The sequence below is a fragment of the Pseudomonas sp. S1_E05 genome, assembly GCF_056337105.1.
The window spans coordinates 122,403-145,277 of sequence record NZ_JBFRHM010000001.1 but is presented as its reverse complement, the minus strand read 5'-3'; the positions used below and the strand labels follow the sequence as shown (position 1 = coordinate 145,277).

The 22,875-nt window shown below is 60.0% G+C and carries 26 protein-coding genes; 17 read left to right on the top strand and 9 right to left on the bottom strand.

Going from position 1 to position 22,875, the window contains the following annotated elements; genetic code table 11:
- Positions 1 to 5: 5 nt before the first annotated feature.
- The 5 genes from atuD (at position 6) to ppnP (ending at position 5,004) form a co-directional block, all read left to right on the top strand.
- A complete protein-coding gene (gene atuD / locus AB4N33_RS00705) occupies positions 6 to 1,163 on the top strand; it encodes a citronellyl-CoA dehydrogenase (RefSeq protein WP_476456158.1) in 1,158 nt (385 codons plus the stop codon).
- Positions 1,160 to 1,957, top strand: a complete 798-nt coding sequence (locus AB4N33_RS00700) for an enoyl-CoA hydratase/isomerase family protein (RefSeq protein ID WP_476456157.1) — start codon at positions 1,160 to 1,162, stop codon at positions 1,955 to 1,957. The genes atuD and AB4N33_RS00700 overlap by 4 nt, the downstream gene beginning before the upstream one ends.
- Before the next feature lie 118 nt (positions 1,958 to 2,075).
- The gene (locus AB4N33_RS00695; RefSeq protein WP_476456156.1) at positions 2,076 to 4,037 is read left to right on the top strand and encodes an acetyl/propionyl/methylcrotonyl-CoA carboxylase subunit alpha; all 1,962 of its coding nucleotides are present in this window, start codon (positions 2,076 to 2,078) and stop codon (positions 4,035 to 4,037) included.
- A gap of 70 nt (positions 4,038 to 4,107) precedes the next feature.
- Positions 4,108 to 4,650: a 3'-5' exonuclease gene (locus AB4N33_RS00690; RefSeq protein WP_476456155.1), complete on the top strand. Its 543-nt coding sequence runs from the start codon at positions 4,108 to 4,110 to the stop codon at positions 4,648 to 4,650.
- A 69-nt stretch (positions 4,651 to 4,719) separates the two neighbouring features.
- Entirely contained in the window at positions 4,720 to 5,004 is a 285-nt protein-coding gene (gene ppnP, locus AB4N33_RS00685; RefSeq protein WP_460122136.1) for a pyrimidine/purine nucleoside phosphorylase, read from the top strand.
- A gap of 68 nt (positions 5,005 to 5,072) precedes the next feature.
- On the opposite strand, the gene AB4N33_RS00680 is transcribed toward ppnP, so the two are convergent.
- Both AB4N33_RS00680 and AB4N33_RS00675 read right to left on the bottom strand, forming a co-directional pair.
- Positions 5,073 to 5,879, bottom strand: coding sequence for an MOSC domain-containing protein (locus tag AB4N33_RS00680; protein WP_476456154.1), 807 nt, complete (start codon positions 5,877 to 5,879; stop codon positions 5,073 to 5,075).
- A 164-nt stretch (positions 5,880 to 6,043) separates the two neighbouring features.
- The gene (locus tag AB4N33_RS00675; RefSeq protein WP_476456153.1) at positions 6,044 to 6,979 is read right to left on the bottom strand and encodes a chemotaxis protein CheV; all 936 of its coding nucleotides are present in this window, start codon (positions 6,977 to 6,979) and stop codon (positions 6,044 to 6,046) included.
- Positions 6,980 to 7,415: 436 nt separating this feature from the next.
- Here AB4N33_RS00675 and AB4N33_RS00670 point away from each other — a divergent pair, with 436 nt between their 5' ends.
- The 3 genes from AB4N33_RS00670 to AB4N33_RS00660 all read left to right on the top strand — a co-directional run bounded on the left by AB4N33_RS00670 (position 7,416) and on the right by AB4N33_RS00660 (position 9,750).
- Positions 7,416 to 7,874, top strand: a complete 459-nt coding sequence (locus tag AB4N33_RS00670; protein WP_460122130.1) for a hypothetical protein — start codon at positions 7,416 to 7,418, stop codon at positions 7,872 to 7,874.
- Between the two features lie 326 nt (positions 7,875 to 8,200).
- Entirely contained in the window at positions 8,201 to 9,094 is an 894-nt protein-coding gene (locus AB4N33_RS00665; RefSeq protein ID WP_460142110.1) for a sensor histidine kinase, read from the top strand.
- Complete coding sequence (locus AB4N33_RS00660) at positions 9,091 to 9,750, top strand: response regulator (RefSeq protein WP_460122128.1); 660 nt, start codon at positions 9,091 to 9,093, stop codon at positions 9,748 to 9,750. The genes AB4N33_RS00665 and AB4N33_RS00660 overlap by 4 nt, the downstream gene beginning before the upstream one ends.
- On the opposite strand, the gene yegS is transcribed toward AB4N33_RS00660, so the two are convergent.
- Complete coding sequence (gene yegS / locus AB4N33_RS00655) at positions 9,734 to 10,657, bottom strand: lipid kinase YegS (RefSeq protein WP_460155235.1); 924 nt, start codon at positions 10,655 to 10,657, stop codon at positions 9,734 to 9,736. The two genes, AB4N33_RS00660 and yegS, sit on opposite strands and share 17 nt — an antisense overlap.
- Positions 10,658 to 10,881: 224 nt before the next feature.
- Here yegS and AB4N33_RS00650 point away from each other — a divergent pair, with 224 nt between their 5' ends.
- Positions 10,882 to 11,190 (top strand): hypothetical protein, encoded by a 309-nt coding sequence (locus AB4N33_RS00650; protein WP_460122126.1) that lies wholly within the window; start codon positions 10,882 to 10,884, stop codon positions 11,188 to 11,190.
- 55 nt (positions 11,191 to 11,245) lie between these two features.
- On the opposite strand, the gene AB4N33_RS00645 is transcribed toward AB4N33_RS00650, so the two are convergent.
- Positions 11,246 to 12,472 carry a molybdopterin molybdotransferase MoeA gene (locus AB4N33_RS00645; protein WP_476456152.1) on the bottom strand — a complete coding sequence of 409 codons (1,227 nt, stop codon included), beginning with the start codon at positions 12,470 to 12,472 and terminating at the stop codon, positions 11,246 to 11,248.
- Positions 12,456 to 12,995, bottom strand: coding sequence for a molybdenum cofactor biosynthesis protein B (gene moaB, locus AB4N33_RS00640; RefSeq protein WP_371051445.1), 540 nt, complete (start codon positions 12,993 to 12,995; stop codon positions 12,456 to 12,458). Before moaB ends, AB4N33_RS00645 begins: the two co-directional genes overlap by 17 nt.
- An 81-nt stretch (positions 12,996 to 13,076) precedes the next feature.
- Between moaB and mobA the strand changes: the two genes are divergently transcribed.
- Entirely contained in the window at positions 13,077 to 13,679 is a 603-nt protein-coding gene (gene mobA / locus AB4N33_RS00635; protein ID WP_476456151.1) for a molybdenum cofactor guanylyltransferase MobA, read from the top strand.
- Between the two features lie 77 nt (positions 13,680 to 13,756).
- On the top strand, positions 13,757 to 13,978 hold the full coding sequence (locus tag AB4N33_RS00630; protein WP_460122118.1) for a YgdI/YgdR family lipoprotein: 222 nt from the start codon (positions 13,757 to 13,759) through the stop codon (positions 13,976 to 13,978).
- A gap of 59 nt (positions 13,979 to 14,037) precedes the next feature.
- Here AB4N33_RS00630 and AB4N33_RS00625 read toward each other — a convergent pair whose 3' ends face one another.
- The 3 genes from AB4N33_RS00625 to AB4N33_RS00615 all read right to left on the bottom strand — a co-directional run bounded on the left by AB4N33_RS00625 (position 14,038) and on the right by AB4N33_RS00615 (position 15,702).
- Entirely contained in the window at positions 14,038 to 14,928 is an 891-nt protein-coding gene (locus AB4N33_RS00625) for a pseudouridine synthase (protein ID WP_476456150.1), read from the bottom strand.
- Positions 14,929 to 14,999: 71 nt separating this feature from the next.
- Entirely contained in the window at positions 15,000 to 15,320 is a 321-nt protein-coding gene (locus AB4N33_RS00620) for a transcriptional regulator (protein ID WP_460122114.1), read from the bottom strand.
- A gap of 145 nt (positions 15,321 to 15,465) precedes the next feature.
- Entirely contained in the window at positions 15,466 to 15,702 is a 237-nt protein-coding gene (locus tag AB4N33_RS00615; RefSeq protein ID WP_460122112.1) for a glutaredoxin family protein, read from the bottom strand.
- Between the two features lie 210 nt (positions 15,703 to 15,912).
- Here AB4N33_RS00615 and AB4N33_RS00610 point away from each other — a divergent pair, with 210 nt between their 5' ends.
- Positions 15,913 to 17,625: a cation:proton antiporter gene (locus AB4N33_RS00610; RefSeq protein WP_476456149.1), complete on the top strand. Its 1,713-nt coding sequence runs from the start codon at positions 15,913 to 15,915 to the stop codon at positions 17,623 to 17,625.
- A gap of 1 nt (position 17,626) precedes the next feature.
- On the opposite strand, the gene AB4N33_RS00605 is transcribed toward AB4N33_RS00610, so the two are convergent.
- Positions 17,627 to 18,835, bottom strand: a complete 1,209-nt coding sequence (locus tag AB4N33_RS00605; protein ID WP_460122108.1) for an ammonium transporter — start codon at positions 18,833 to 18,835, stop codon at positions 17,627 to 17,629.
- Between the two features lie 305 nt (positions 18,836 to 19,140).
- Between AB4N33_RS00605 and AB4N33_RS00600 the strand changes: the two genes are divergently transcribed.
- The 5 genes from AB4N33_RS00600 to AB4N33_RS00580 all read left to right on the top strand — a co-directional run bounded on the left by AB4N33_RS00600 (position 19,141) and on the right by AB4N33_RS00580 (position 22,874).
- Positions 19,141 to 19,455 carry an ElaB/YgaM/YqjD family protein gene (locus AB4N33_RS00600; RefSeq protein ID WP_460122106.1) on the top strand — a complete coding sequence of 105 codons (315 nt, stop codon included), beginning with the start codon at positions 19,141 to 19,143 and terminating at the stop codon, positions 19,453 to 19,455.
- A gap of 2 nt (positions 19,456 to 19,457) precedes the next feature.
- Positions 19,458 to 19,847 carry a phage holin family protein gene (locus AB4N33_RS00595; protein WP_460122104.1) on the top strand — a complete coding sequence of 130 codons (390 nt, stop codon included), beginning with the start codon at positions 19,458 to 19,460 and terminating at the stop codon, positions 19,845 to 19,847.
- Positions 19,844 to 20,185, top strand: coding sequence for a hypothetical protein (locus tag AB4N33_RS00590; RefSeq protein WP_460122102.1), 342 nt, complete (start codon positions 19,844 to 19,846; stop codon positions 20,183 to 20,185). Before AB4N33_RS00595 ends, AB4N33_RS00590 begins: the two co-directional genes overlap by 4 nt.
- A 121-nt stretch (positions 20,186 to 20,306) precedes the next feature.
- Positions 20,307 to 21,470: an EAL domain-containing protein gene (locus AB4N33_RS00585; protein WP_460122100.1), complete on the top strand. Its 1,164-nt coding sequence runs from the start codon at positions 20,307 to 20,309 to the stop codon at positions 21,468 to 21,470.
- A gap of 75 nt (positions 21,471 to 21,545) precedes the next feature.
- On the top strand, positions 21,546 to 22,874 hold the full coding sequence (locus tag AB4N33_RS00580; protein ID WP_476456148.1) for a deoxyguanosinetriphosphate triphosphohydrolase: 1,329 nt from the start codon (positions 21,546 to 21,548) through the stop codon (positions 22,872 to 22,874).
- Position 22,875 lies beyond the last annotated feature (1 nt).

Here is a 22,875-nt window from a genome sequence, read left to right as displayed (position 1 = left end):
TAAAAATGATCTTCACCCAGGAACACGAAGCACTGCGCCGTACCGTCCGCCAATTCGTCGATCACGAGATCAACCCGCACGTGGAGGCGTGGGAAAAGGCCGGGCGTTTTCCGATCCACGAGATATTCCGCAAGGCGGGTGAGCTTGGTCTGCTCGGCATTTCCAAACCGGAAAAATTCGGCGGCATGGGGCTCGACTACAGCTATTCGATCGTGGCCGCCGAAGAGTTCGGCACCATTCATTGTGGCGGGATCCCCATGTCCATCGGCGTGCAGACCGACATGTGCACGCCGGCACTGGCACGGTTCGGCTCCGATGAGTTGCGTGAGCAGTTCCTGCGGCCAGCCATCAGCGGCGAACAGGTCGGTTGCATCGGCGTGTCGGAAGTGGGTGCCGGCTCCGACGTGGCCGGCTTGAAAACCACCGCTCGCAAGGACGGCGACGATTACGTGATCAACGGCAGCAAGATGTGGATCACCAATTCGCCCAGCGCCGACTTCATCTGCCTGTTGGCCAATACCTCCGACGACAAGCCCCACATCAACAAGTCGTTGATCATGGTGCCGATGGACACCCCCGGCATCAGCCTCAGCTCGCACCTGGACAAGCTCGGCATGCGCAGCTCGGAAACCGCCCAGGTGTTTTTCGACAACGTGCGCGTACCGCAGCGCAACCGCATCGGCCATGAAGGCGCAGGGTTCATGATGCAGATGTTGCAATTCCAGGAGGAACGCCTGTTCGGGGCGGCGAACATGATCAAGGGCCTGGAGTACTGCGTCGACAGCACCATCGAGTACTGCAAGGAGCGCAGGACGTTCGGCAGCGCACTGATCGACAACCAGGTGATTCACTTCCGCCTGGCCGAACTGCAAACCGAGATCGAATGCCTGCGCGCGCTGGTCTATCAGGCCACCGAGCAATACATCAAAGGCCAGGACGTGACGCGCCTGGCGTCCATGGCCAAGCTCAAGGCCGGGCGCCTGGGTCGCGAAGTCACCGACAGTTGCCTGCAATACTGGGGCGGCATGGGCTTCATGTGGGAAAACCCGGTGTCTCGAGCCTATCGCGATGTGCGCCTGGTTTCCATCGGGGGCGGGGCTGACGAAATCATGCTGGGGATCATCTGCAAACTCATGGGCATCCTGCCGGGGAAAAAGAAATGAGCACCCTGCCGGTTTGTCAGACGCTGTCGCTTGAGCCGCATAACGGCGTGCTGCACATCACCCTTAACCGCCCGGAATGCCGCAACGCCATGAGCTTGCAAATGGTCGCCGAACTACGATCGGTGCTGGCGGCCGTGCGCGATGACAGGGGCGTTCGCGCCCTGGTGATCGGCGGTGCCGGCGGGCATTTCTGCGCCGGTGGCGACATCAAGGACATGGCCGGTGCCCGGGGCCAGGGCGCCAGCGCCTACCGCGAGTTGAACCGCACGTTCGGCGCGCTGCTGCAGGAAGTTCAGCATGCGCCGCAGGTGGTGGTCACGGTTCTGCAAGGCGCTGTGCTCGGTGGCGGCTTTGGTCTGGCTTGCGTCAGCGATGTGGCGATGGCCGATCACCAGGCTCAATTCGGCCTGCCGGAAACCAGCCTCGGCCTGCTGCCTGCGCAGATAGCGCCGTTCGTGGTCCAGCGGATCGGCTTGACCCAGGCCCGCCGCCTGGCCCTGACGGCAGCGCGCTTCGATGGCATTCAGGCGCATCGCATGGGCCTGGTGCACTTTGTCGAGCAGGATGCGCAAGCGTTGGCCGAACGCCTCGATGAAGTGTTGGCCCATGTGCTGTGCTGCGCGCCAGGGGCGAATGCGCTGACCAAACAATTGTTGTTGGCCAGTGTGGCGCAGCCCTCGGAGGAGCTGCTGGATCAGGCGGCCGAGTGGTTCAGTGAAGCAGTGACCGGGACGGAAGGGACCGAGGGGACCGTGGCCTTCGTGCAAAAACGTAAGCCGGGGTGGGCTTCCTGAAAGAGCATCGCGAGCAAGCTCGCTCCGACAGGGATTTCGGGTGCTCCAAATACCTGTAGGAGCGAGCTTGCTCGCGATGAGGCCCGCACATTCACCGCCAAAATCAGGGAAAAAAACCATGCCCGGATTCAACAAAATCCTCATCGCCAACCGCGGTGAAATCGCCTGCCGCATCCAGCGCACCGCCCAATCCCTGGGTTATCGCACCGTCGCCGTGTTCAGCGACGCAGACGCCGATGCCCTGCATGTGCAAATGGCCGACGAGGCCGTCAACATCGGCCCGGCCTCGGTGCAACAATCCTATCTGAACATCGCGACCATCCTCGACGCCGCCCGCCGCAGCGGTGCCGACGCGATTCACCCCGGCTACGGCTTTCTCTCGGAAAACGCCGATTTCGCCCGCGCGTGCCAGCAGGCCGGCCTGACCTTCATCGGCCCGAGCCCCGAGGCCATCGAACTGATGGGCAGCAAACGCCTGTCGAAACTGGCCATGATCGAGGCTGGCGTCCCCTGCATCAAGGGTTACCAGGGCGCCGAGCAGGACGATGCCAGGCTCAGCCGCGAAGCCGACCACATCGGTTTTCCGCTGATGATCAAGGCCAGTGCCGGCGGCGGTGGGCGAGGCATGCGATTAGTACACGATGCCGCCGACCTGCTTGCGCAGGTGCGCACCGCGCGCTCCGAAGCCCTGAATGGTTTTGGCAGCGATGAATTGATCCTCGAACAGGCCCTGGTCGATCCGCGCCACGTTGAGGTGCAAGTGTTCGGCGATCAGCACGGCAACCTGATTTACCTGGGTGAGCGTGACTGTTCGATTCAACGCCGCCACCAGAAGGTCATCGAGGAAGCGCCCTGCCCGGTCATGACCGCCGAACTGCGCCAGGCCATGGGCGAAGCGGCCCTCAAGGCGGGACGGGCGGTGAACTATGTAGGCGCCGGCACCGTGGAGTTCCTGCTGGACGCACGCGGGCAGTTCTACTTCCTGGAGATGAATACCCGGTTGCAGGTAGAGCATCCGGTCACCGAACTGATCACTGGTCTGGACCTGGTCGCCTGGCAATTGCACGTCGCCCAGGGACTGCCACTGCCGCTGCGCCAGGAGCAGGTGCAACTCAGCGGCCACGCCATGGAGGTGCGCCTGTACGCCGAAGACCCGACCCAGGGTTTCCTGCCGCAGACCGGCCGCGTCGTCGGCTGGGAGCCAGCACTGCAAGTTGGCGTACGCATCGATCATGGCCTGATTGAAGGGCAGCAGGTCAGCCCGTTCTACGATCCGATGCTGGGCAAGATCATCGCCCATGGAGCCACCCGTGAAGAGGCGCGGCGCAAGTTACTACGGGCCGTGCAGGACTGCGTGCTGCTGGGCCTGCCGAGCAACCAGCGCTTGCTCGCCAGCCTTCTGGACCACCCGCAATTCGTCAGCGGCACGTTCAGTACCGGATTCATACCAACCCATTTCGCCGACCACCCGTGCCTGCATGCCTATGCCCCCGGTGCCGAAGAACTGGCGACGGCGGCAGCATTGTTCTATCAGTCCTCGGCACAAGCCCACACCGCCGCGCAGGCTGGCTGGCGCAATAACGCCAGTGTGCCACTGCACTACCGCATCGGTGTCGAAGATCAGGACTGGCCGGTTCAACTTAACGCAGAGTCGGGCGAGCCCTACCGGGTTCAAGTTGCCGACCGGACTCTCGAAGTCAGAGTGATCCAGTGCGATGGACACCGGGCCACCCTGGATATCGACGGCATCCGCCAGCGACGCGCCTACCGGCTTGAAGGTGGCGAACTCTGGCTGTTTTCTCGCGCCGGCAGCCTGCGCCTGGTGGATCGAACCCAGGCGCCGGTCAGCAGTCAGGTCAGCGCCAGCTCCGGGACGCTCAAGGCACCCATGGACGGGGCGATCGTCGACGTGCTGGTCACGGAAGGCAGTCCGGTCAGCAAGGGCCAACTGCTGGTGGTGCTGGAGGCCATGAAAATGGAGCATCCGCTGAAAGCAGGCATCGATGGGGTGCTCAAGCGCTTGCAGGTCCGGGTCGGCGATCAGGTCAAAAATCGTCAGATTTTGTTGGAGGTCGAATAAGCCGCTAGGCGGATGCGCTGGCTTTGGCTACGCTCAAGCCCATCAGGACGCGGATATCAGGAAACCTGCAATGCCTCATTGGCTGGTCATTGATCTGGAAGCCACCACCGATGAAGGCGGTTGGCCGGTCACGGACATGGAAATCATCGAAATTGGCGCCACGCTGGTGGATCGACAGGGGCGCGAACAAGATCATTTCCAGCGGTTCGTGCGCCCGCTGCGTCGCCCTTTGCTGACGCCGTTTTGCCGGGAGCTGACCCACATCACCCAGGCCAACATCGACAGCGCACAACCGCTGACTGAAGTCTGGCCGGTGTTCGAACGGTGGCTCGGCCAACATCACGCACGCCTGGAAGGCTGGGCCAGCTGGGGAGACTACGACCGCAAGCAACTGGTACAGGAATGGCAGCGCCTGCAACTCGACAGCCAGCTCAGCCGTGTACCGCACATGAATCTCAAGCAGCGCTATGCCAAAGCCAGGCGACTGGAGCGACCGTTGGGCCTCAACGGTGCGCTGCAACTGGCGGGGCTTCAGTTCAGTGGTCAACAGCATCGGGCGCTGGAGGATGCGCGTAATACAGCACGTCTGTTACCGCTGGTCCTACCCCTCTAGAGAGGTGACGCCGCCCGGGGCCTTGTGCATACTGGCCGGCCTTTTTCAGCCCTTTTCGAGGAATCGCCCATGTTTAAAGTCAACGAGTACTTCGACGGCACCGTCAAGTCGATCGCTTTCGGCACCGCTGAAGGTCCGGCGACCATCGGCGTCATGGCACCGGGCGAATACGAATTCGGCACCAGCCAGCGCGAAATCATGCACGTCGTAAGTGGCGCCCTGACCGTCAAACTGCCTGACAGCAGCAACTGGGAAACCTTCGAAGCCGGCAGCCAGTTCAACGTACCGGCCAACAGCAAGTTCCAGCTGAAAGTGGCGGTCGATACCGCTTACCTGTGCGAGTACCGTGGTTAACCCACAGGTTTTCAGCGCATAAAAAATGCCCGTGTCTTTCGATACGGGCATTTTTCATTCAGGCTTGTTTATTCCAGCACGGTCACTGGCATGCCGACCTCGAGTCGACCATTGCCGTCGTTGACCAGGTTCTGGCCAAACATCGCCCCCTCTTCCCGGGCACGGTATTTCTGCAAGGTCGCGAAGGGTTCACGGTCATCGCTGCGCGCACCGGTCTGCGGATCGATAGTGGTCAGGATGCAACGCGAACATGGCTTGACCACTCGGAACTCGACCTCGCCGATACGGATGCGTTTCCAGCCATCCTCGGCAAACGCCTCGGCGCCCTCGATCACCAGATTCGGCCGGAAACGCAGCATTTCCATGGGACGCCCGACCTTCTGGGACAAGTCTTCCAGGGACGCCTGACCGATCAGCAGCAATGGAAAACCATCGGCAAACGCCACCTGATCGTCGTCCTTGCCATAGCCCGCCTGGGTAGTACGCGCACGGTCCAGCGGTACTTGGACCAGGCGAGTCGGTTTGCCGATGAACTCACTGACCCAAGCGGCCGCCTCGTCTCCGGCATCCGGTACACGCAAGGTGTCGCGCCAGATCGTTACGCCACGCAACTCGGCGTCACTGGCAGGCAGTGCGATATCGATCGGCGAATGGCCTGGGGCTGCGAGGGTCAAGCCACCACGGGTATTCCACAACGCCGACAACTGGCTCATCGGCGCCACCGCACGCTGGGTCAGGAAGCGCCCACTGGCCTCGTCCACCAGCATCCAGCGTCGATCTCCCTCGAGCCCCAACTTGTCGAGGCTGACCTGCTCCAGGACCTCGCCCTTGCCGGATTTCAATGGAAAACGATAAAGCGCGCTCAAACGCAGCATGTCCAGCTCCCTGAGGTGATCAAAACGTCACCCTATACCAAAATCACCTGTGTCTGTAGGAGCGAGCATGCTCGCGATGGCGTTGAACGATGACGCTGGCTGCCTGACACCCCTCGTTATCGTTGACGACCATCGCGAGCTTGCTCGCTCCTACAGGGGTAACTTCACGCAGGCACTGCATCGAGCATCAAGCGCTGGCGAACCACATCCACCAGTTTGTCAGGCTGGAATTTGGACAGGAAGTTGTCGCAGCCGACCTTCTTCACCATCGAGTCGTTGAAGCTCCCCGACAACGACGTGTGCAACACCACGTAGAGGCCACGCAGGCGCGGATCGTTACGAATTTCGGTGGTCAGGCGATAGCCGTCCATTTCCGGCATTTCCGCGTCGGTGAACACCATCAGCAGTTTGTCGGTCATGTTGACGCCACTGTCCGCCCATCCCTTGAGCATGTTCAATGCCTTCAAGCCATCACTGGCGATGTGCATCCTCACGCCCAACTGGCCCAGGGTGTCGCGCAATTGCGAAAGGGCGACGTTGGAGTCATCCACCAGCAGCACCTCGCGGCCCCGGGCGCGTTCCAGTACAGGGTCGTCGAGTTTGTCGCGGGACACCTTGGCGTTGTACGGCACGATTTCAGCCAGGACTTTTTCCACATCGATGATTTCCACCAGTTGATCGTCGACCTTGCTGATGGCGGTCAGGTAATGCTGGCGACCCGCACTGGTCGGCGGTGGCAGGATGGCCTCCCAATTCATGTTGACGATGCGATCCACGCCACCGACGAGGAATGCCTGCACCGAACGGTTGTATTCAGTGACGATGATCGTACTGGTCGGGCTGGGCACCAGCGCACGCATGCCGATGGCCTGGGACAGGTCAATCACCGGCAATGTCTGCCCGCGCAAGTTGACCACGCCACACACGAACGGGTGGCGCTGGGGCATCAGGGTCAGCTTTGGCAGTTGCAACACTTCCTGCACCTTGAACACGTTGATCGCGAACAATTGCCGCCCCGCCAGTCGGAACATGAGAATTTCCAGGCGATTCTCACCCACCAGTTGCGTGCGTTGGTCTACCGTGTCGAGAATGCCGGCCATCAATGACTCCTGGGCTTGTTCTGATGAATTCACTAAAGAGGGTTATCGGCTGTCTTTGCCGCATCTTGACCCTTATAAAATGCCCGCTCAGGCATTGATGTCACATTAACATCATGCTTTACTAGCGTCCTCAATTCATCTGCTTCACTTCCTGCCGCGCGACAACAGTTCGTACGTTAGGTTCCCGCGCCTAAGGGAATCCCTGAGCATCAATCAGGCCCAACCTGATATTCGCAATATCCAATAGCCATTAATGTGACGCCATTCTCATTGCATGAACGGAGTCAGGCTATCGTGCGCGACCGCAGTTCAGGGGCTTTCCATCCTATCGAGACTCTTGCCTGCCGCGCTATCGGCCGGATCGCGACCTGATGCCCGCCGCTCACGCCCATACACCCGACACGCTCTCACTTGACATGAAGTTGTGGAGATAAGTATGCCGAACGACCGTAAAGAGTGGGCCCAACGGCTTCCCGAATTTCTCGTCGAGGCAGAAACCCTCCTGGCCAAATCCGAGGAGTGCCTGAGTCATTTGCAACTGATCAGCAACGACAAGGACGCCATCGAGTGCATGATGAGTACCCTGCTGAAGCTGGCCAGCAAAGCGGATGCTCTCGCCCTGGGCGCCGTTTCGGAATTCTCCCTGCACATTCATGGCCTGCTCAATCACGCGCAACATCATGTGGACCTGCATGCGCAGGCGCTGCAAGCGCTGAAAGACTGCTTCACGCTGATGGCCTGGCAGCTTGAGCTGATCGACCAGAACACCGGTCAACTCAGTCTTGATCAGAGTGAACAGACCTCACTGATCGAAGCCTTTGCCTTCCAGGTGGGGCAAAGCCAGTTTCACCCGCCTGCCCATTCGAAACCGCTCAGGCTTATCTCTTTTTCATAACGCCCAGTTGAGTTTCCTGCCAACGCCTCGATGGTTTATCTCAGACTATTGGGTAGCTTGAATTAAGTCATGCCGCAATTGAATAATCCGGCAGCGACAGTTCGCCACACTTAAACCCTCTACAAATAGTTTTCATTTGTAGAACTAAGGTGCCAACTCTCTAATTCCTGACCATTCGGACATATATACCGAACGCGACCAACGGTATGTGAAGTGGTACTATGTCCTCCATTAATTGACGTCAATTAATAGCACAGTGACCCTTACATAGATTGTGTCCAAATGGCCAGTCTGTCCGCAGCGAACATCTATTGGCTCCATCCGCTATGTATGCCAACCTCAAGTCAATGACCAAGTGGCTCCCCTCCCGAGAAAACGCCCGCCGGTTCACGCTATTAGTGTGTATTGCCTCGGCGCTTGGCAGCGTGGCGGTCTATTGCCTGTCCACTCGGCTGCCGCTGGCATTACTGCTGGTCAATATTGCGGTATTGGCTTGCGTACTGACGCAGCAGCGTCTCTCGCGCAAATCCATAAAGTTCGAGCCTCGGGAGCTGGCTGAGCGGTTACTGCAAGTCCAGGAAAACGAACGGCATCGGCTGAGCCGCGAATTGCATGACGACATCGGCCAGTTACTCACCGCTGCCAAGCTGCAAAGCCAATGGCTCAAGCGCCGCGTGCCCGAAGAACTCCAGGGACAGTGCTCGCTGCTCTGCGACACGCTGGACGAGACCCTGGCGAAAGTGCGAGACGTATCGGCCATCCTCAACCCCAGGCAACTGACCAGCCTGGGTCTTGAAGCCAGCTTGCGCGAGCACTTGCTCAAGACGTTGGCCAACACGTCGGTGAACTGGAGCCTGGAGTGCCAGTCGCGTTTGACCGGCATTCCCGAAGAAATGGCGCTGGCCGCTTTCAGGATCACTCAAGAAGCGGTCACCAATATTTTGCGCCATGCCGACGCGAAAAATCTTCTGGTGCGCCTGCAACGCCAGCCCCAAGGCCTGTGGCTCTCGATCAGTGACGATGGCCTGGGTTTTTCGCCAGCCACTGACCCAGGCCGTGAAGGGCAACGCGGAATGGCCGGGATGTCGGAGCGGATCGACCAGTTGGGTGGTACCCTGCGGGTGACCAGCGAGCCGGGCAAAGGCACTCAAATCGAAGCTCTCTTCCCCTGGGCGCCCCGTGCGCTGGAACGGGCCAGCACCCATAAGGTTATGCATTGACTTGTAACTTACTTCTGGTGGATGACCACTCGCTGATCAGGGCGGGCGTGCGCGCCCTGGTGATGGATATTCCAGGCTATGCGGTCGTCGGCGAGGCCAATGACGGCTCGCAGTTGCTCGAGATGTACGAGCGCCTGTTGCCGGACATCGTGCTGTTGGATATTTCCATGAAGCAGACCGGTGGCCTCGAGGCCTTGCAACATCTCAAACGCCAGCACCCACTGAGCAAGGTACTGATCCTGTCGATGCATACCGACCCTGCCTTGATCATGCAGGCACTGGAGTCTGGCGCTCACGGTTATCTGCTCAAGGACACCACGGCCACCGAGCTTGAACACGCCTTGACAGCACTGAGCAATAATGAGCGTTACCTGAGCCCCGCCATCGCTCATACGGTCATCAATCAGGCGTTGACCCGCAATCAGAAACTCCAGCCAGAGCCCGTCGATTCGCACAATCTTACGCCACGCCAGTTGGAAATCCTGAGGTTGATCGTTCGGGGCAAATCCACCCGCGAGATCGCCAATGGCCTGGGCTTGAGTATCAAGACGGTCGAAACCCACCGCTCGCAGATCATGAAACGCCTGCAGATTTACGACGTGGCGGGTCTCGTGCTGTTCGCCGTGCGTGAGCAGATCATCAGTCTGGACGATTGATCGCTGCCGCTGCTGGCTTGCCCAGCAGTGGAGAGTCTTGTGGCAAATGCACCCGCAAGGCTGCCGGGCGTGCAGCGAAGCGCAAACTATCACCCTCCAGCGGTTCGCCATCGAGATTGATGGAAAGGCCTTCCGCGACCTTGATTTCCACCCAAGGCAAACGAGCGCGGACAAACAGGCTATCGATCCCGAAGCCATCGGCAAGCAGGCTCTTCAACGTACCCACCACTTCCTGGGGAGCCGGCAGAATGCTGATGTCCAGCAGGCCATCGTCCGCCAGTGCCTGCGGGCACAATTCGTGGCCACCGCCTGCCTGGCGACCATTGCCGATGCCCAGGGCCAGCAAGTCCCCACTCCACTGAAAATCCGGACCGTTGAGTTCTCCATAGGCAGCATGCAACTCATTGAAACGTGTTAACCCGGTGAACAGGTACGCGGCGCCACCCAGCACTTTCTTCAGATCCTCCGAAGTATTTGCGGTGACCTGGCTGCCGAAGCCGCCCGTCGCCATGTTCAGGAACATTTGGCCGCCTACCTCACCGAGGTCAATGGCCCGGGGTTCGGCATCCAGCAGGTCCAATGCCAGGGCCGGCTCAAGTGGCACCCCGGCGGCACGGGCAAAATCGTTGGCGGTTCCCAGCGGCATCAGTACCAGGCTGGCGTGTCCCGAATGCGAAGCCATGGCCTCGGCAATATCGCGCAGGGTGCCGTCGCCACCGCCAGCAATGATCTGCTTGTAGCCTGCCGCCAGCGCTTCCTGTACGAGTCGTTGTGCGTCCCCCCCCTCCCATGTCAGACGCACGGCCAGCTCCCAGCCTTGCGCGCGTCGGTCCTGAACAGCCGATCGCACCTCTTCGTTGAGCGCCTGCTTGCCGTGCAAAATCAACATTGCCTTGCGTTCGCCCATTGCGGTCATTCCCATGATTGATTCGTCTGAGAAATGTGACCTCCGAACACCGCATAAAAGTCGCAAAAATATTAATTATTTCAAGTCGAACGACGGCGAGGTCCTACAAGGCGGGATCTTTTCTTACAAAACGTGATGAATCGGCTCAATTGACCCGCCAGGGTGATTGGTACAACTTGGTCATCACCGTTGTTCAGTCATCAGCAGCACTACAGGGACGTACCATGCACAGCCATGACACCAGGTCACCGGGCACCCCGGCCGCACCGCTCGCGGAAAGGCGGGCCAGCTATCAAACCGAACTCAAACACCGCGCTGAAACCACTGGAGAAACTGACATGGAGCCTCGTGTCGTCGAGCTTGAAACGCACCTCAAATACATCCGCAGAGATATGGAAGAGATTCGGGGTGACGTTAAATCCATCAAGCACAGGCTTGCCTACGCCGCCGGCGGAACAGCGGTGGTTCTGGGCCTGCTGGGATGGATCGCCAACACCCGGTTCGATCAACTGGTGGCGCTGGTTGTTCACTGAATGCAGCCCGCAAACAACACCCGGTTCGCTGAACCGGGTTTGTTCATGTCAGGCGTCAGCCCAGCACTTCACTCAAAGGAATGAAGCCGACGCTGTCACCTTCAACCAGCGTGCGCTCCTCCAGCACCTCAACCAGGCCATCAGCCCATGCGGCGCTGCGCAACACACCCGAGCTCTGGTTTCGGTAAATGATCGCCCGGCCGTTTTCCAGACGCCCTCGCAAATACTCGCGTCGACTTCCGGCCTTGGGCCAGGAAAAACCGGCCGGCACCTGGAATTTCAAGGGCTCGAGCGCGGTTACGCCCTGGCGGCGCAGCAGATAAGGCCTGGCCAACAAAGCAAAAGTCACCAGGGTCGATGCCGGGTTGCCGGGCAGGCCGATCACCGGCACGCCACGAAAATGTCCAAACGTCAGCGGTTTGCCGGGTTTGATCGCCAGTTTCCACAAGGCAAGCTCGCCCTCTTCCCGCAAGGCGATGCCCAGAAAATCCGCCTCACCCACCGATACGCCACCGGTAGACAGAATCAGGTCGACATCCTTCAACTCACCCAGTCGGCCACGAGTGGTCTCGAGGTCGTCGGGCAGAATGCCGGCGTCGACCACCTCGCACCCCATACGCTGCAACCAGCTGCACAGCAGCACTCGGTTGCTGTTGTAGATCTGCCCCGGCCCCAACGACTGACCAGGCTCGACCAGTTCGTCACCGGTCGAAAGCACCGCAACGCGAACCTTGCGAATCACCTCCAACTGCGCACATCCCAGGGAGGCGGCCAGGCCCTGCTCTATCGGTCCCAGTCGTGTACCGGCAGCCAGAATCAGCTCACCGACCGTGGCTTCCTGGCCTTGGGGGCGAATGTTCTGCCCGGATGTCAAAGCCTCAGTGAACCGGACGCGACCATCAGCCAGCAGCTCGGCGTTTTCCTGCATTTCGACGCAGTCCGCCCCAGCAGGAACCGGCGCACCGGTGAAGATTCGTGCGCAGGTGCCAGGGGTCAATGGCTGGGGCGCGTTCCCTGCAAATATCTTCTGGCTGACCACCAGCGGCTCTGCACTGCCGTCAGCCGCGCGCAAGGCATAACCGTCCATTGCACTGTTGGGCCACGGCGGCAGGTCGAGCGTCGAGATCAGGTCATCGGCCAGCACGCGGCCTTGCACCTGCGCCAAGGGCAGGCGCTCTCGCTCGGTAATCAACGAAGCAGTGGCCATCTCCAGCAAGCGCGCCTGCGCCACCTCCACCGCCATCAAGCTGCCGGCCTTGCCTGGCTTACCCACGGGATTCACAAGGGGCCGCCTGTTTCAGATGAGGCACGAAATTACACGGACGGTGCCGGGAGTCCAGCTGTTCGGCAAGAATGCCGTCCCAACCGGTCCTTACGGCATTGGTCGAACCCGGCAGGCAGCACACCAGGGTGCCATTGGCGAGGCCGGCCAGGGCACGTGACTGAACCGTTGAAGTGCCGATGTCCGCCACCGATATCTGGCGGAACAGCTCACCGAAGCCGTCGACCTGTTTGTCCAGCAGGCAGCTCACCGCCTCGGGTGTGCTGTCGCGCCCGGTGAAGCCGGTACCGCCGGTGATGAGCACCACCTGTACGACATCGTCGGCAATCCAGTTGGCAACTTGCGCGCGAATTTTGTAGAGATCATCTTTAAGCAGGACCCGGGCGGCCAGGTTATGGCCAGCAGCGCTCAAGCGGTCGACAAAGACCTGGCCCGAGGTGTCGGTTTCCAGGGTACGCGTATCGCTGACGGTCAACACCGCGATATTGAGCGGCGCAAAAGGTACTTCAGCCTTGGCTTTCATAGGCTCATCCAGTTGTAGGAGAAACAGCCCGGTGTTATATCACAGCGCTCCCTTTTTCCGCCGCTCCCATGGAGACCCCTCATGATCTCGAATTCACCGTTGCCACCCTGCTCCATCCTGCTCCTGGCAGGTGGGCGCGGCCAACGCATGGGCGGTCGGGACAAAGGCTTGATCGAGTGGCAGGGCGAACCACTGATCGCACACCTTCAACGCAAGACCCGTCCGTTGACCGATGACCTGATCATTTCCTGCAACAGGAACCTGGACAAATACGCGCCCTACGCCGACCGATTGGTCCATGACGATGACGGTGAATTTCCCGGGCCACTGGCCGGTATTCGTGCAGGCTTGCGGGTGGCTCACCATCGCTACCTGATGGTCCTGCCCTGCGATGTGCCGCGCATTGACGCCGCGCTGCTGCATGACATGCTTGAGGCTGCCAGCCAGCACCCGGACAAACCCTTGATGCTGCGCCACGGAGAACATTGGGAACCCTTGCTCAGCGTCATTCCCGTCACCCTGCGCGATACGTTCGAGAGTGCGTGGCAGGACGGTGAGCGCAGTCCGGGCCGCATCATGCGTAAACTCGGCGCGACGGCCCTGCAATGCCCCGACAACGATCCGCGCCTGGCCAATCTCAACACGCCAGATCTGTTGAGCTTGCATAACGGCGTTTCAGATTGACGCTAGCCAAGGAACTTGCGCGCGTTGTATACGTCTCACGCTCAGTAACCAAAAGAATTTCCATCGGAGATACACTCATGAACCAACGGATCCTCGCCACCTGTCTGCTCGCACTGGGCCTCGCGACTCTGGCCGGTTGCTCCTCGCCTACCGTGATCACCTTGAACGACGGCCGCGAAATCCAGACCGTCGACACGCCCAAGTACGACGACGACTCCGGCTTCTACGAGTTTGAACAACTGGACGGCAAACAGAACCGCGTCAACAAGGACCAGGTTCGTACCGTTAAAGAGTTGTAAGAACATCGGATAGATAAAGCCCGCTTTATGCGGGCTTTTTTACGCCTGGAAAACGCTGCTCACCATTGCAGGGTGAGCAGGCTCTGGAACTCCCGCAACTCACCGGAAACCGGGTCGGTAAACCGCAATCCCTGGGCAAGCAGTTTCAAGGGGTTGGCGTAGTCGTCCTCGACGTCCTTGAGCACGTCCGGATAAAACGGGTCGTTGCAGATGCTGGCACCCAGGGCCGTCATGTGCACACGCAACTGATGTTTCTTGCCCGTCACCGGATAAAGTCCGTAGCGCCACAAATCTCCGTTTTTCTCCCGGACTTCGACGGCCGTCTCACTGTTGCACGCGCCCGGCCCTTCCTGCATGCGAAAGAACGGCTCGCCATCGATCAGCCGGCTTTTGTGCACCAGGGGAAAAGTCAGATCCGGCAGCGCCCGTGCAATGGCCTCGTAGCGCTTTTCGATTTGCCGGGTCGGGAACAACGACTGATACGCGGAGCGACTCTGCGGATTGGCGGAAAACAGCACCAACCCCGCTGTATGCCGGTCGATACGATGCAAAGGTACAAGGTGCGGATTATCCAGGCGACGGATCAAACGCCGTAACAGGGTCTGTTCCACGTACTCACCGGCCGGGGTCACAGGCAGGAAATGCGGTTTGTCCGCCACCACCAGATGCTCGTCGGCATAGAGGATGGATTCAACCACCGGGATCACTTTCTCGTGTGCAACCTCACGAAAATAATGAATCCGCAAACCTTCCCTGTAGGCCAGGTCTACCGCGATCGGCGCACCATTGCCATCCAGAACTCGCCCCCGGGCGATCCTGTCCAGCCATTGCTCGCGGCCAATGGCACTGAAGTGATCACACAGGCAGTCGAGTACCGTCAGCCACGGCCCAGGGGGCAAGTAGAGTGTACTGGCCTGGCTCTGCGCAGCGCTGAATAATGAAGTGGACATACAGAAGCTCTAACCCTCAATACAGGCCGGCATTATCCAGCAGTGCCCGGGTCGAGCCTAGAGAAGAATCCTCACGCGGTAATCGGCTGGGCGCCAGCTGCCGCTTCGGTGTACTCCTTCAGCCAACGCAGCACATCCACCGCTTCCCAGCGCACCGGATCGTAGAGCGCATACAACAACCCCTGGTAACCAACGACATCCAGTTGTCGGTGATAACCTGCACGCTGGAACAATGCCTCGATCTCGGCAAAACAGGTATTGAAATGCAATTTGGTGAAAGGCGTCTTGCCTTCCGTGACCAGGCCCTCCAGGCGCAGCTCACTGACGGCGTCACGCACGACGTCCACCGACATCAGGTTAACGCTGCTTTTCAATTGTTCGACATTGACCAAGATTCATCCCTCGACTCACGGGATCACCTGTCCAGGCCGCAAGGAGGACGAGCAGGACGGGCAATCCGGATAACTGTATGAACATACAGTAACCGAATAACGAGTCCCGCGCCAATGTTGACGCAAGATTCAGAGCAACGGCGGCTCAGCGCAGAAAGGCGACCACCTGATCGCCATCAAACGGCCAATCGAGTTCTGCCCCGGTGTCCAGGCGCCGCAGGACCGGAATACGCAAACCGTAATCTTCGACCCAGTCTTCGTTTTCCGCGATGTCGACCAGCTCCACCAGCAAACCGTGCTCGACCAGGGGCATCAGTTCATCTTCGGCAAGCTCACAAAGGTGACACCCCAAGGTGCCGAACAGCTGACATTCAGGAGGCATGAGTGCAGGACCCGACAAAGTAGGCGTCCATTCTAGGCCTGCGAGCCGGTGCAGTCGACCCAATAGGGACAATCTGGCGGCGGAAGAAAAAACTCAAAAATTTCGGGCCGACGGCTGACACACATCATTGGACCCTGATATCAATTGCGTGATCCTCGCGACTTTTTTGTCTCTACGCTGCAATGGCCAGCGTTTGCTCCGGAGCGTCCAGTGTTTGCCAATCTGCTGATCATTCTCGCCTCATCCCTGGTAGTGATTGCCCTGTTCCAGCGTCTGCGCCTGCCGCCGGTGCTGGGTTACCTGTGCGTCGGGCTGATGATCGGGCCTACGGCATTCAACTGGGTCAATGAAAGTGAAGAACTGCCCGACCTCGCCGAACTGGGCGTAGTGTTCCTGCTGTTTTCACTGGGGTTGGAGTTTTCCCTGTCGAAAATGCTCGCGCTACGCAAAGTCGTGTTCCGGCTGGGCAGCCAGCAAGTGCTGGTCACCGCGCTCTTGCTGGGCGGGTTGTTGATGCTGCTCGGCTTGTCGGCGACGCCTGCCCTGCTGCTCGGCGCCGGCCTGTCGCTGTCATCCACGGCCATTGTCAGCAAGGAGTTGGGCAGTCTCGGCGAGATTTTCAGCAGCCACGGCCAGAATGCGATCGCGGTACTGCTGTTTCAGGACGTCGTGGCGGTGTTGTTGCTGACCCTGGTGCCCGTCTTCGCCGGCAGCAGCGATCAGGCCTGGTATTGGGCGTTGCCGGTGACACTGGGCAAAACCGTGGTGCTGTTCCTCGGCCTGCTGCTGGCCAGTCGCTGGCTGCTGCCGCGCCTGTTCCATGAAGTGGCCGCCGCTCGTTCCGCAGAACTGTTTGTGCTGCTGGCCCTGGTGATCGTACTGCTGACGGCATGGCTGACGCATCTGCTCGGACTCTCTCCGGCCCTCGGTGCGTTTCTTGCCGGCATGCTGCTGGGCGAAAGCCACTATCGCCATCAAATCGAGGCCGACATCCGTCCGTTCCGCGACATCCTGCTCGGGGTCTTTTTCGTCAGTATCGGCATGCTCATCGACTTGCAACTGTTCACCAGCCACGGCCTGTTGATACTCGGCCTGACGCTGGGACTGTTGCTGATCAAGGGCTGCGTAGTCGCGCTGCTGGTCAAATGGCGTGGCAATGACGCTGAAACCGCCTGGCGCAGCGGCCTGGCCCTGGCCCAGGGCGGCGAATTCTGCTTTGCGTTGATGGCCCTGATGCAGCAAAACCAATTGATGCCTGCTGACATCGGCGGGTTGCTGCTGGCCGCCACCTTCTGCTCGATGCTACTGACGCCCCTTTTACTGCGAGCCGCCCCGCGCATCGCCCTGCGCCTGCACCGCAAACCCAATGAAGAAGCCAAGCTCGAGGAAATCAGCGCGCTCAATGCAGACCTGCGTAACCACGTGGTGATTTGTGGTTATGGTCGCGTTGGCCAATCCATCGGCCGCTTTCTGCGGCAAGCGCAACAACCCTACATTGCACTGGACAATGATCCGGTGCGTGTCCAGGAAGCCGGCGTGGGCGAAACCTGCGTGCATTATGGTGACTCTCGTCGTGGCGAATTGCTGGTCGCCGTCGGCCTGGAGCGCGCGCGGCTACTGGTGATCGCCGTCGACCAGGCTGATATCGCCCTGCTGATTCTGAAAGAAGCACGCCGGTTCAACACCCATGTGCCGATTCTGGTGCGCACGCGGGACGACAGCCAGTTGACCGAACTGAAAGCGGCGGGCGCCAGTGAAGTGGTGCCCGAACTGCTCGAATCCAGCCTGATGCTCGCCTCTCATGCGCTGATCATGCTGGGCTTGCCGGGACAGCAGGTCCAGGACCGGGTCGACCAGGTGAGGCGAGATCGCTATCGCCTCCTGCACGACTTTTACCCCGGCGCGGATGATGAAGAGACGTGATTCAATCCTGGCTGACAGCGCCGATCTTGTGCACCGACAGGTCGGCCCCGTAATACTCTTCTTCCTGGCTCAGGCGCAGCCCGTGCAGCGCCTTGATCACTCCGTACACCGCAAAACCACCGACCAACGCCACGACCACTCCCAGCGTCGTGCCGATCAACTGGCTGATCAGGCTGACCCCGCCCAAGCCACCCAGGGCAGTCTGCCCGAAGATACCGCAGGCGATTCCACCCCAGACGCCGCACAGGCCATGCAAGGGCCAGACACCCAGGACATCATCGATGCGCCATTTACCCTGGGCAGCGGTGAAGCACCAGACAAACAGCGCCCCGGCGACGGCTCCCGTCAACAGCGCCCCCACCGGATGCATCAGGTCGGAACCGGCGCAGATCGCCACCAACCCAGCCAGCGGGCCGTTGTGCAGGAAGCCGGGGTCATTGCGCCCCACGACCAGCGCGGCCATGGTGCCGCCGACCATGGCCATCAGCGAGTTGACCGCCACCAGACCACTGACATTCTGCAAGGTTTGCGCACTCATCACGTTGAAGCCGAACCAGCCGACGATCAGGATCCACGAGCCCAAGGCCAGGAACGGAATGCTGGAGGGTGCAAACGCCACCAGTTTTCCATCGCGATAACGCCCGTTTCTCGGCCCGAGCAACAACACCGCTGCCAACGCCAGCCAGCCGCCCATGGCGTGCACCACCACCGAGCCGGCAAAGTCATGGAAGCCGGCGCCGAAGCGCTCCAGCAACCAGGCTTGCAACCCATAGTTGCCGTTCCAGATCATGCCTTCGAAGAAGGGATAGATGAAGGCCACGATCAATGCCGTGGCGCACAGTTGCGGCACGAACCGGGCACGTTCGGCAATGCCACCGGAAATGATCGCCGGGATTGCCGCCGCGAACGTCAGCAGGAAGAAAAACTTCACCAGCCCATAACCGTGATCGGCGTTGATGACCGCTGCCGGTTGCAGAAAGGTCACGCCATAGGAAATCCAGTAGCCTATAAAGAAGTAGGCCAGGGTGGAGACCGCGAAGTCGCTCAGAATCTTCGACAGGGCATTGACCTGGTTCTTCTGTCGAACGGTGCCGACCTCAAGAAAGGCAAAACCGGCGTGCATGGCCAGGACCATGACCGCACCAATCAGAATGAACAGTGTGTTGGAGCTGTGGACCAGAGTCTCTACAGCGCTTTGCAGATTTTCCATGGATGGGCAGACCTGAAGGCTAGAAAAAGCACCAAAGCAGTTCGCGCAAAACGCTCATGCACCAAAGTGAAACCATCCTGGATCGACGCTTGGAGCCGGATGAACCGCTTTGGCGCACAAAGTGGCAACCTTTGCGCGGGTTTTCATTATTTGAGATAAGGTTTCGCCTGATTCACGCCCAGCAACAGCGCAAACAAGCGGCCTGGCGCACCATGACGTAGCAAAAGACGTACCAGTGATTTGTACTGAACCTTCGACCAAGGCTCATACTCGAACGCAACAGAAGCCACTTACGGAGATCACCAATGGCCAGCATCAAGGCAAAGACTGCTCAAGAAATCCTGATGAACGATTTTCAGACGCTTGTCAGCGACACCGAACGTTTGCTGGAACACACGGCCACCCTGGCAGGCGATCAGGCTGACGAGTTGCGCCAACAAATCCACGACAGTCTGCTGCGCGCCCGTGAAACCTTGAAGCTGACAGAAGACTCCTTGCGTGAACGCGGCCAGGCCGCCGTGACCGCCACCGAAGACTACGTACAGGCCAACCCATGGCAATCGGTCGGCATCGCCGCCGGCGTTGGGTTCCTCCTCGGTCTGTTGGCAACCCGGCGCTGATTATGGCTAACGATGAATTCGGCTCGTCCGCCACGGGCCCAGGCCCCTCATCGCGGCGCCTGGGCGCCGCCTTCCTTGGATTGCTGCACAGCCATGTCGAATTGTTCGGCATTGAATTGCAGGAACAGAAAGCCCGTACCGTCAGCCTGCTGCTGTTCGCCGGCCTGGCGCTGGTATTCGCCTTGCTGCTGCTGGTCGGGCTGTCGACCTTGGTCATGATTCTGTTCTGGGATACGTATCGTTTGCCCGCCATCGTCGGCCTGTGTGTGTTCTATGTGCTTGCCTGCATTTTTTGTGCGGTGCGCCTTAGAGCGGCTATTTTCGATGAGTCTTCGCCCTTCCATGGCACCCTGGAAGAACTGGCCAACGACCGGGAGCGCCTGCTGCCATGAACCTGCCTGAACTGCCTCACAACAGCTCGCGCACGGAAATGCGCAAGGCGCTGATCCGCCTGCGCATGGAAATGCATCGTCAGGAAATCCGCCAGGAGTCCGGGCAACTGCTGCAACCGTTGCACCGTGTCCGCGGGATGACGCAAAACCTGCACAGTGGCCTGGGCATCAAGCATGCCCCACTCTGGGGCGTGGCTGCCGTCACCCTGCTGGGCTTTCTTACCGGCAAGGGTGCCAAGAGTGGCGGAGTCAGCAGCGTGACCCGGCTAGTCCGCCTGGCCACCACCCTGGGGCCATTGATCAAACTGGTCTTGCAGGGCTCGGCCCCCAAACACTGAAGCCATCTGGCTACATTCTTGCAAAGCCACCGGGATGAACCTCTTTTACCAGAGACTTATCCCGGTGGACCTCTTTGGTCATCAGGTTCCATCCAAAAACAAGGTCGACTAAGGAGGCCCCGTGATAGACGGGCAACCGCTTGCCTGCTTTCAACCGTTCATCGACACCGCCACGGGCCGTATCGCCGGAGTCGAGGCGCTGGGCCGGGTGCGTCAGCGGGATGGTCGACTGACGTCCGTGGGACCGCTCTTTGCCGATCCGCGCACGCCGGCCATTGCCCTGCGCCAGCTCGATCGCCAAATCCGCGATAATGCCCTTAGCCGCTTCCATGAAGCCCCCGATGACTGGTTTCTCAGCCTGAACATGTCACCGCGCTGGATCAACCGATTGCGGGCGAACCAGGCGCTGCCGAGCCTCAAGCAATTGAGCCGGCATGGTGTGGATTCACGGCGCATTGTCTTCGAGATCACCGAACTGGGCGGCGACATCCAACGCCTGGCCGAGGTGGTGGCGCGCTATCGCCAGGCAGGTGCACGTATCGCCATCGATGATTTCGGGGCTGGTTACTCGCAGCTCGATCGGGTGCTGGCCCTGCAACCGGACATCCTCAAGCTGGACATGCGCCTGTTCCAGGCTGCGGCACTGGGCGGCCCGAGCAGCGATGTGGTCAAGGCACTGGCGCAGATGGCGGAAAAGTCCGGATGCTGGATTATTGCCGAAGGCGTGGAGACCGATGCGCAACTCAATTTTGCCCTGGAATGCGGCTCGCGCTATGTACAGGGTTACTTGTTCGCCGCAGCCGAGACGGACTTTTTTGCCTCAGACGCCTTTGTCGAGCGTTTCGCCGAGTTGCGTCAGCGCTATGTCCAACAAAAACTGGCTGAACGTGGCCGCCTGATGATCATGCGCCAACAACTCAGCGAACTGATGGCGATTCTGCAAACCTGGGCCCAGGCTCGCGCACCGCTCAGCGCCCTGCCGCAACTGGACGCCTTTCCCTGGCTGTTGCGCTTTTATCAATGCGATCGTCACGGTACGCAGTTGACACCTAACCTGGAGTGGCGCAATCAGCGCTGGGAAGCCGACGATCGCTACCTGGGGCACAACTGGTCCTGGCGTCCTTACTTTTATCACTTGCTGGCAGAAGGTTGGGATGAACGGCGACTGACACTCTCCAACACCTATCGCGATGCCACCAGCAATCAGTACTGCCTGACGGCTGGACAGTTTTTCCACAACGGCGAGCGGTTGCTGCTCATCGATATCGATGCGGCCGGGCTGTAGTTGCAGGTTGCGCTTGCAGGCACCGCTACGAACCGGGAAGCTAGGCATTCAGTCACCTGACGGAGATACCCCGCCTTGGATTGGCATACCCTGCTTACCCGCGAACGCCTCGGAAAACCTCTGCACAGCTCGGAAGAACTCGGCCGCAGCCCTTTCCACAAAGATCACGACCGCATTATTTTCTCCGGTGCATTTCGCCGCCTCGGGCGCAAGACCCAGGTTCACCCGGTATCGAGCAACGACCACATCCATACACGCTTGACCCACTCGCTGGAAGTCAGTTGTGTGGGTCGCTCGCTGGGCATGCGCGTCGGTGAAACCATCCGCGGCGCCCTGCCCGAATGGTGCGAGCCGAGCGACCTGGGCATGGTGGTGCAATCGGCCTGCCTGGCTCATGACATTGGCAATCCGCCCTTCGGCCATTCCGGCGAAGACGCGATCCGCCACTGGTTCCAGCAAGCAGCAGGCCGTGGCTGGCTGGACGCAATGAGTGAAGCCGAACGCGGTGACTTCCTCAATTTCGAAGGTAATGCCCAGGGCTTCCGTGTCCTCACCCAACTGGAGTATCACCAGTTCGATGGCGGCACCCGACTGACCTACGCCACGCTCGGCTCCTACCTGAAATACCCGTGGACGGCTCGACACGCCGACTCTCTAGGCTACAAGAAGCACAAGTTTGGCTGTTATCAGAGCGAACTGCCGTTGCTGGAACAGATCGCTCACAAGCTGGGCCTGCCGCAACTTGAGGATCAACGCTGGGCGCGGCATCCGCTGGTGTATCTGATGGAGGCCGCCGATGACATCTGCTACGCGCTGATCGACCTTGAAGACGGCCTGGAAATGGAGTTGCTGGAGTACGCCGAGGTCGAATCCCTGCTGCTTGATCTGGTGGGCGACGACCTGCCGGAAACCTATCGCCAGCTCGGACCTTTGGATTCGCGTCGACGCAAGCTGGCGATCCTGCGGGGCAAGGCCATCGAGCACCTGACCAATGCCGCAGCCCGGGCCTTCGTCGAACAACAGGACGCGTTGCTGGCCGGCATGCTGCCAGGCGATCTGGTGGAGCACATGCACGGACCCGCGAAGCGCTGCGTGCTCAATGCGAAAGACATGGCGCGCAAAAAAATCTTCCAGGACAAGCGCAAGACCCTGCACGAAATCGGCGCGTACACCACGCTGGAAATACTCCTGAACGCGTTCTGCGGCGCAGCCCTGGAACAGCACAATGGCCGCACCCCCTCCTTCAAGAGCCGACGCATCCTCGACCTGTTGGGGAACAGCGCACCGAATCCGAACGGACCGTTGCACACCTCGTTCCTGCGCATGATTGATTTCATCGCCGGCATGACCGACAGCTATGCCAGCGAAATGGCGTTGGAGATGACGGGTCGTTCGAGCCAGTGAC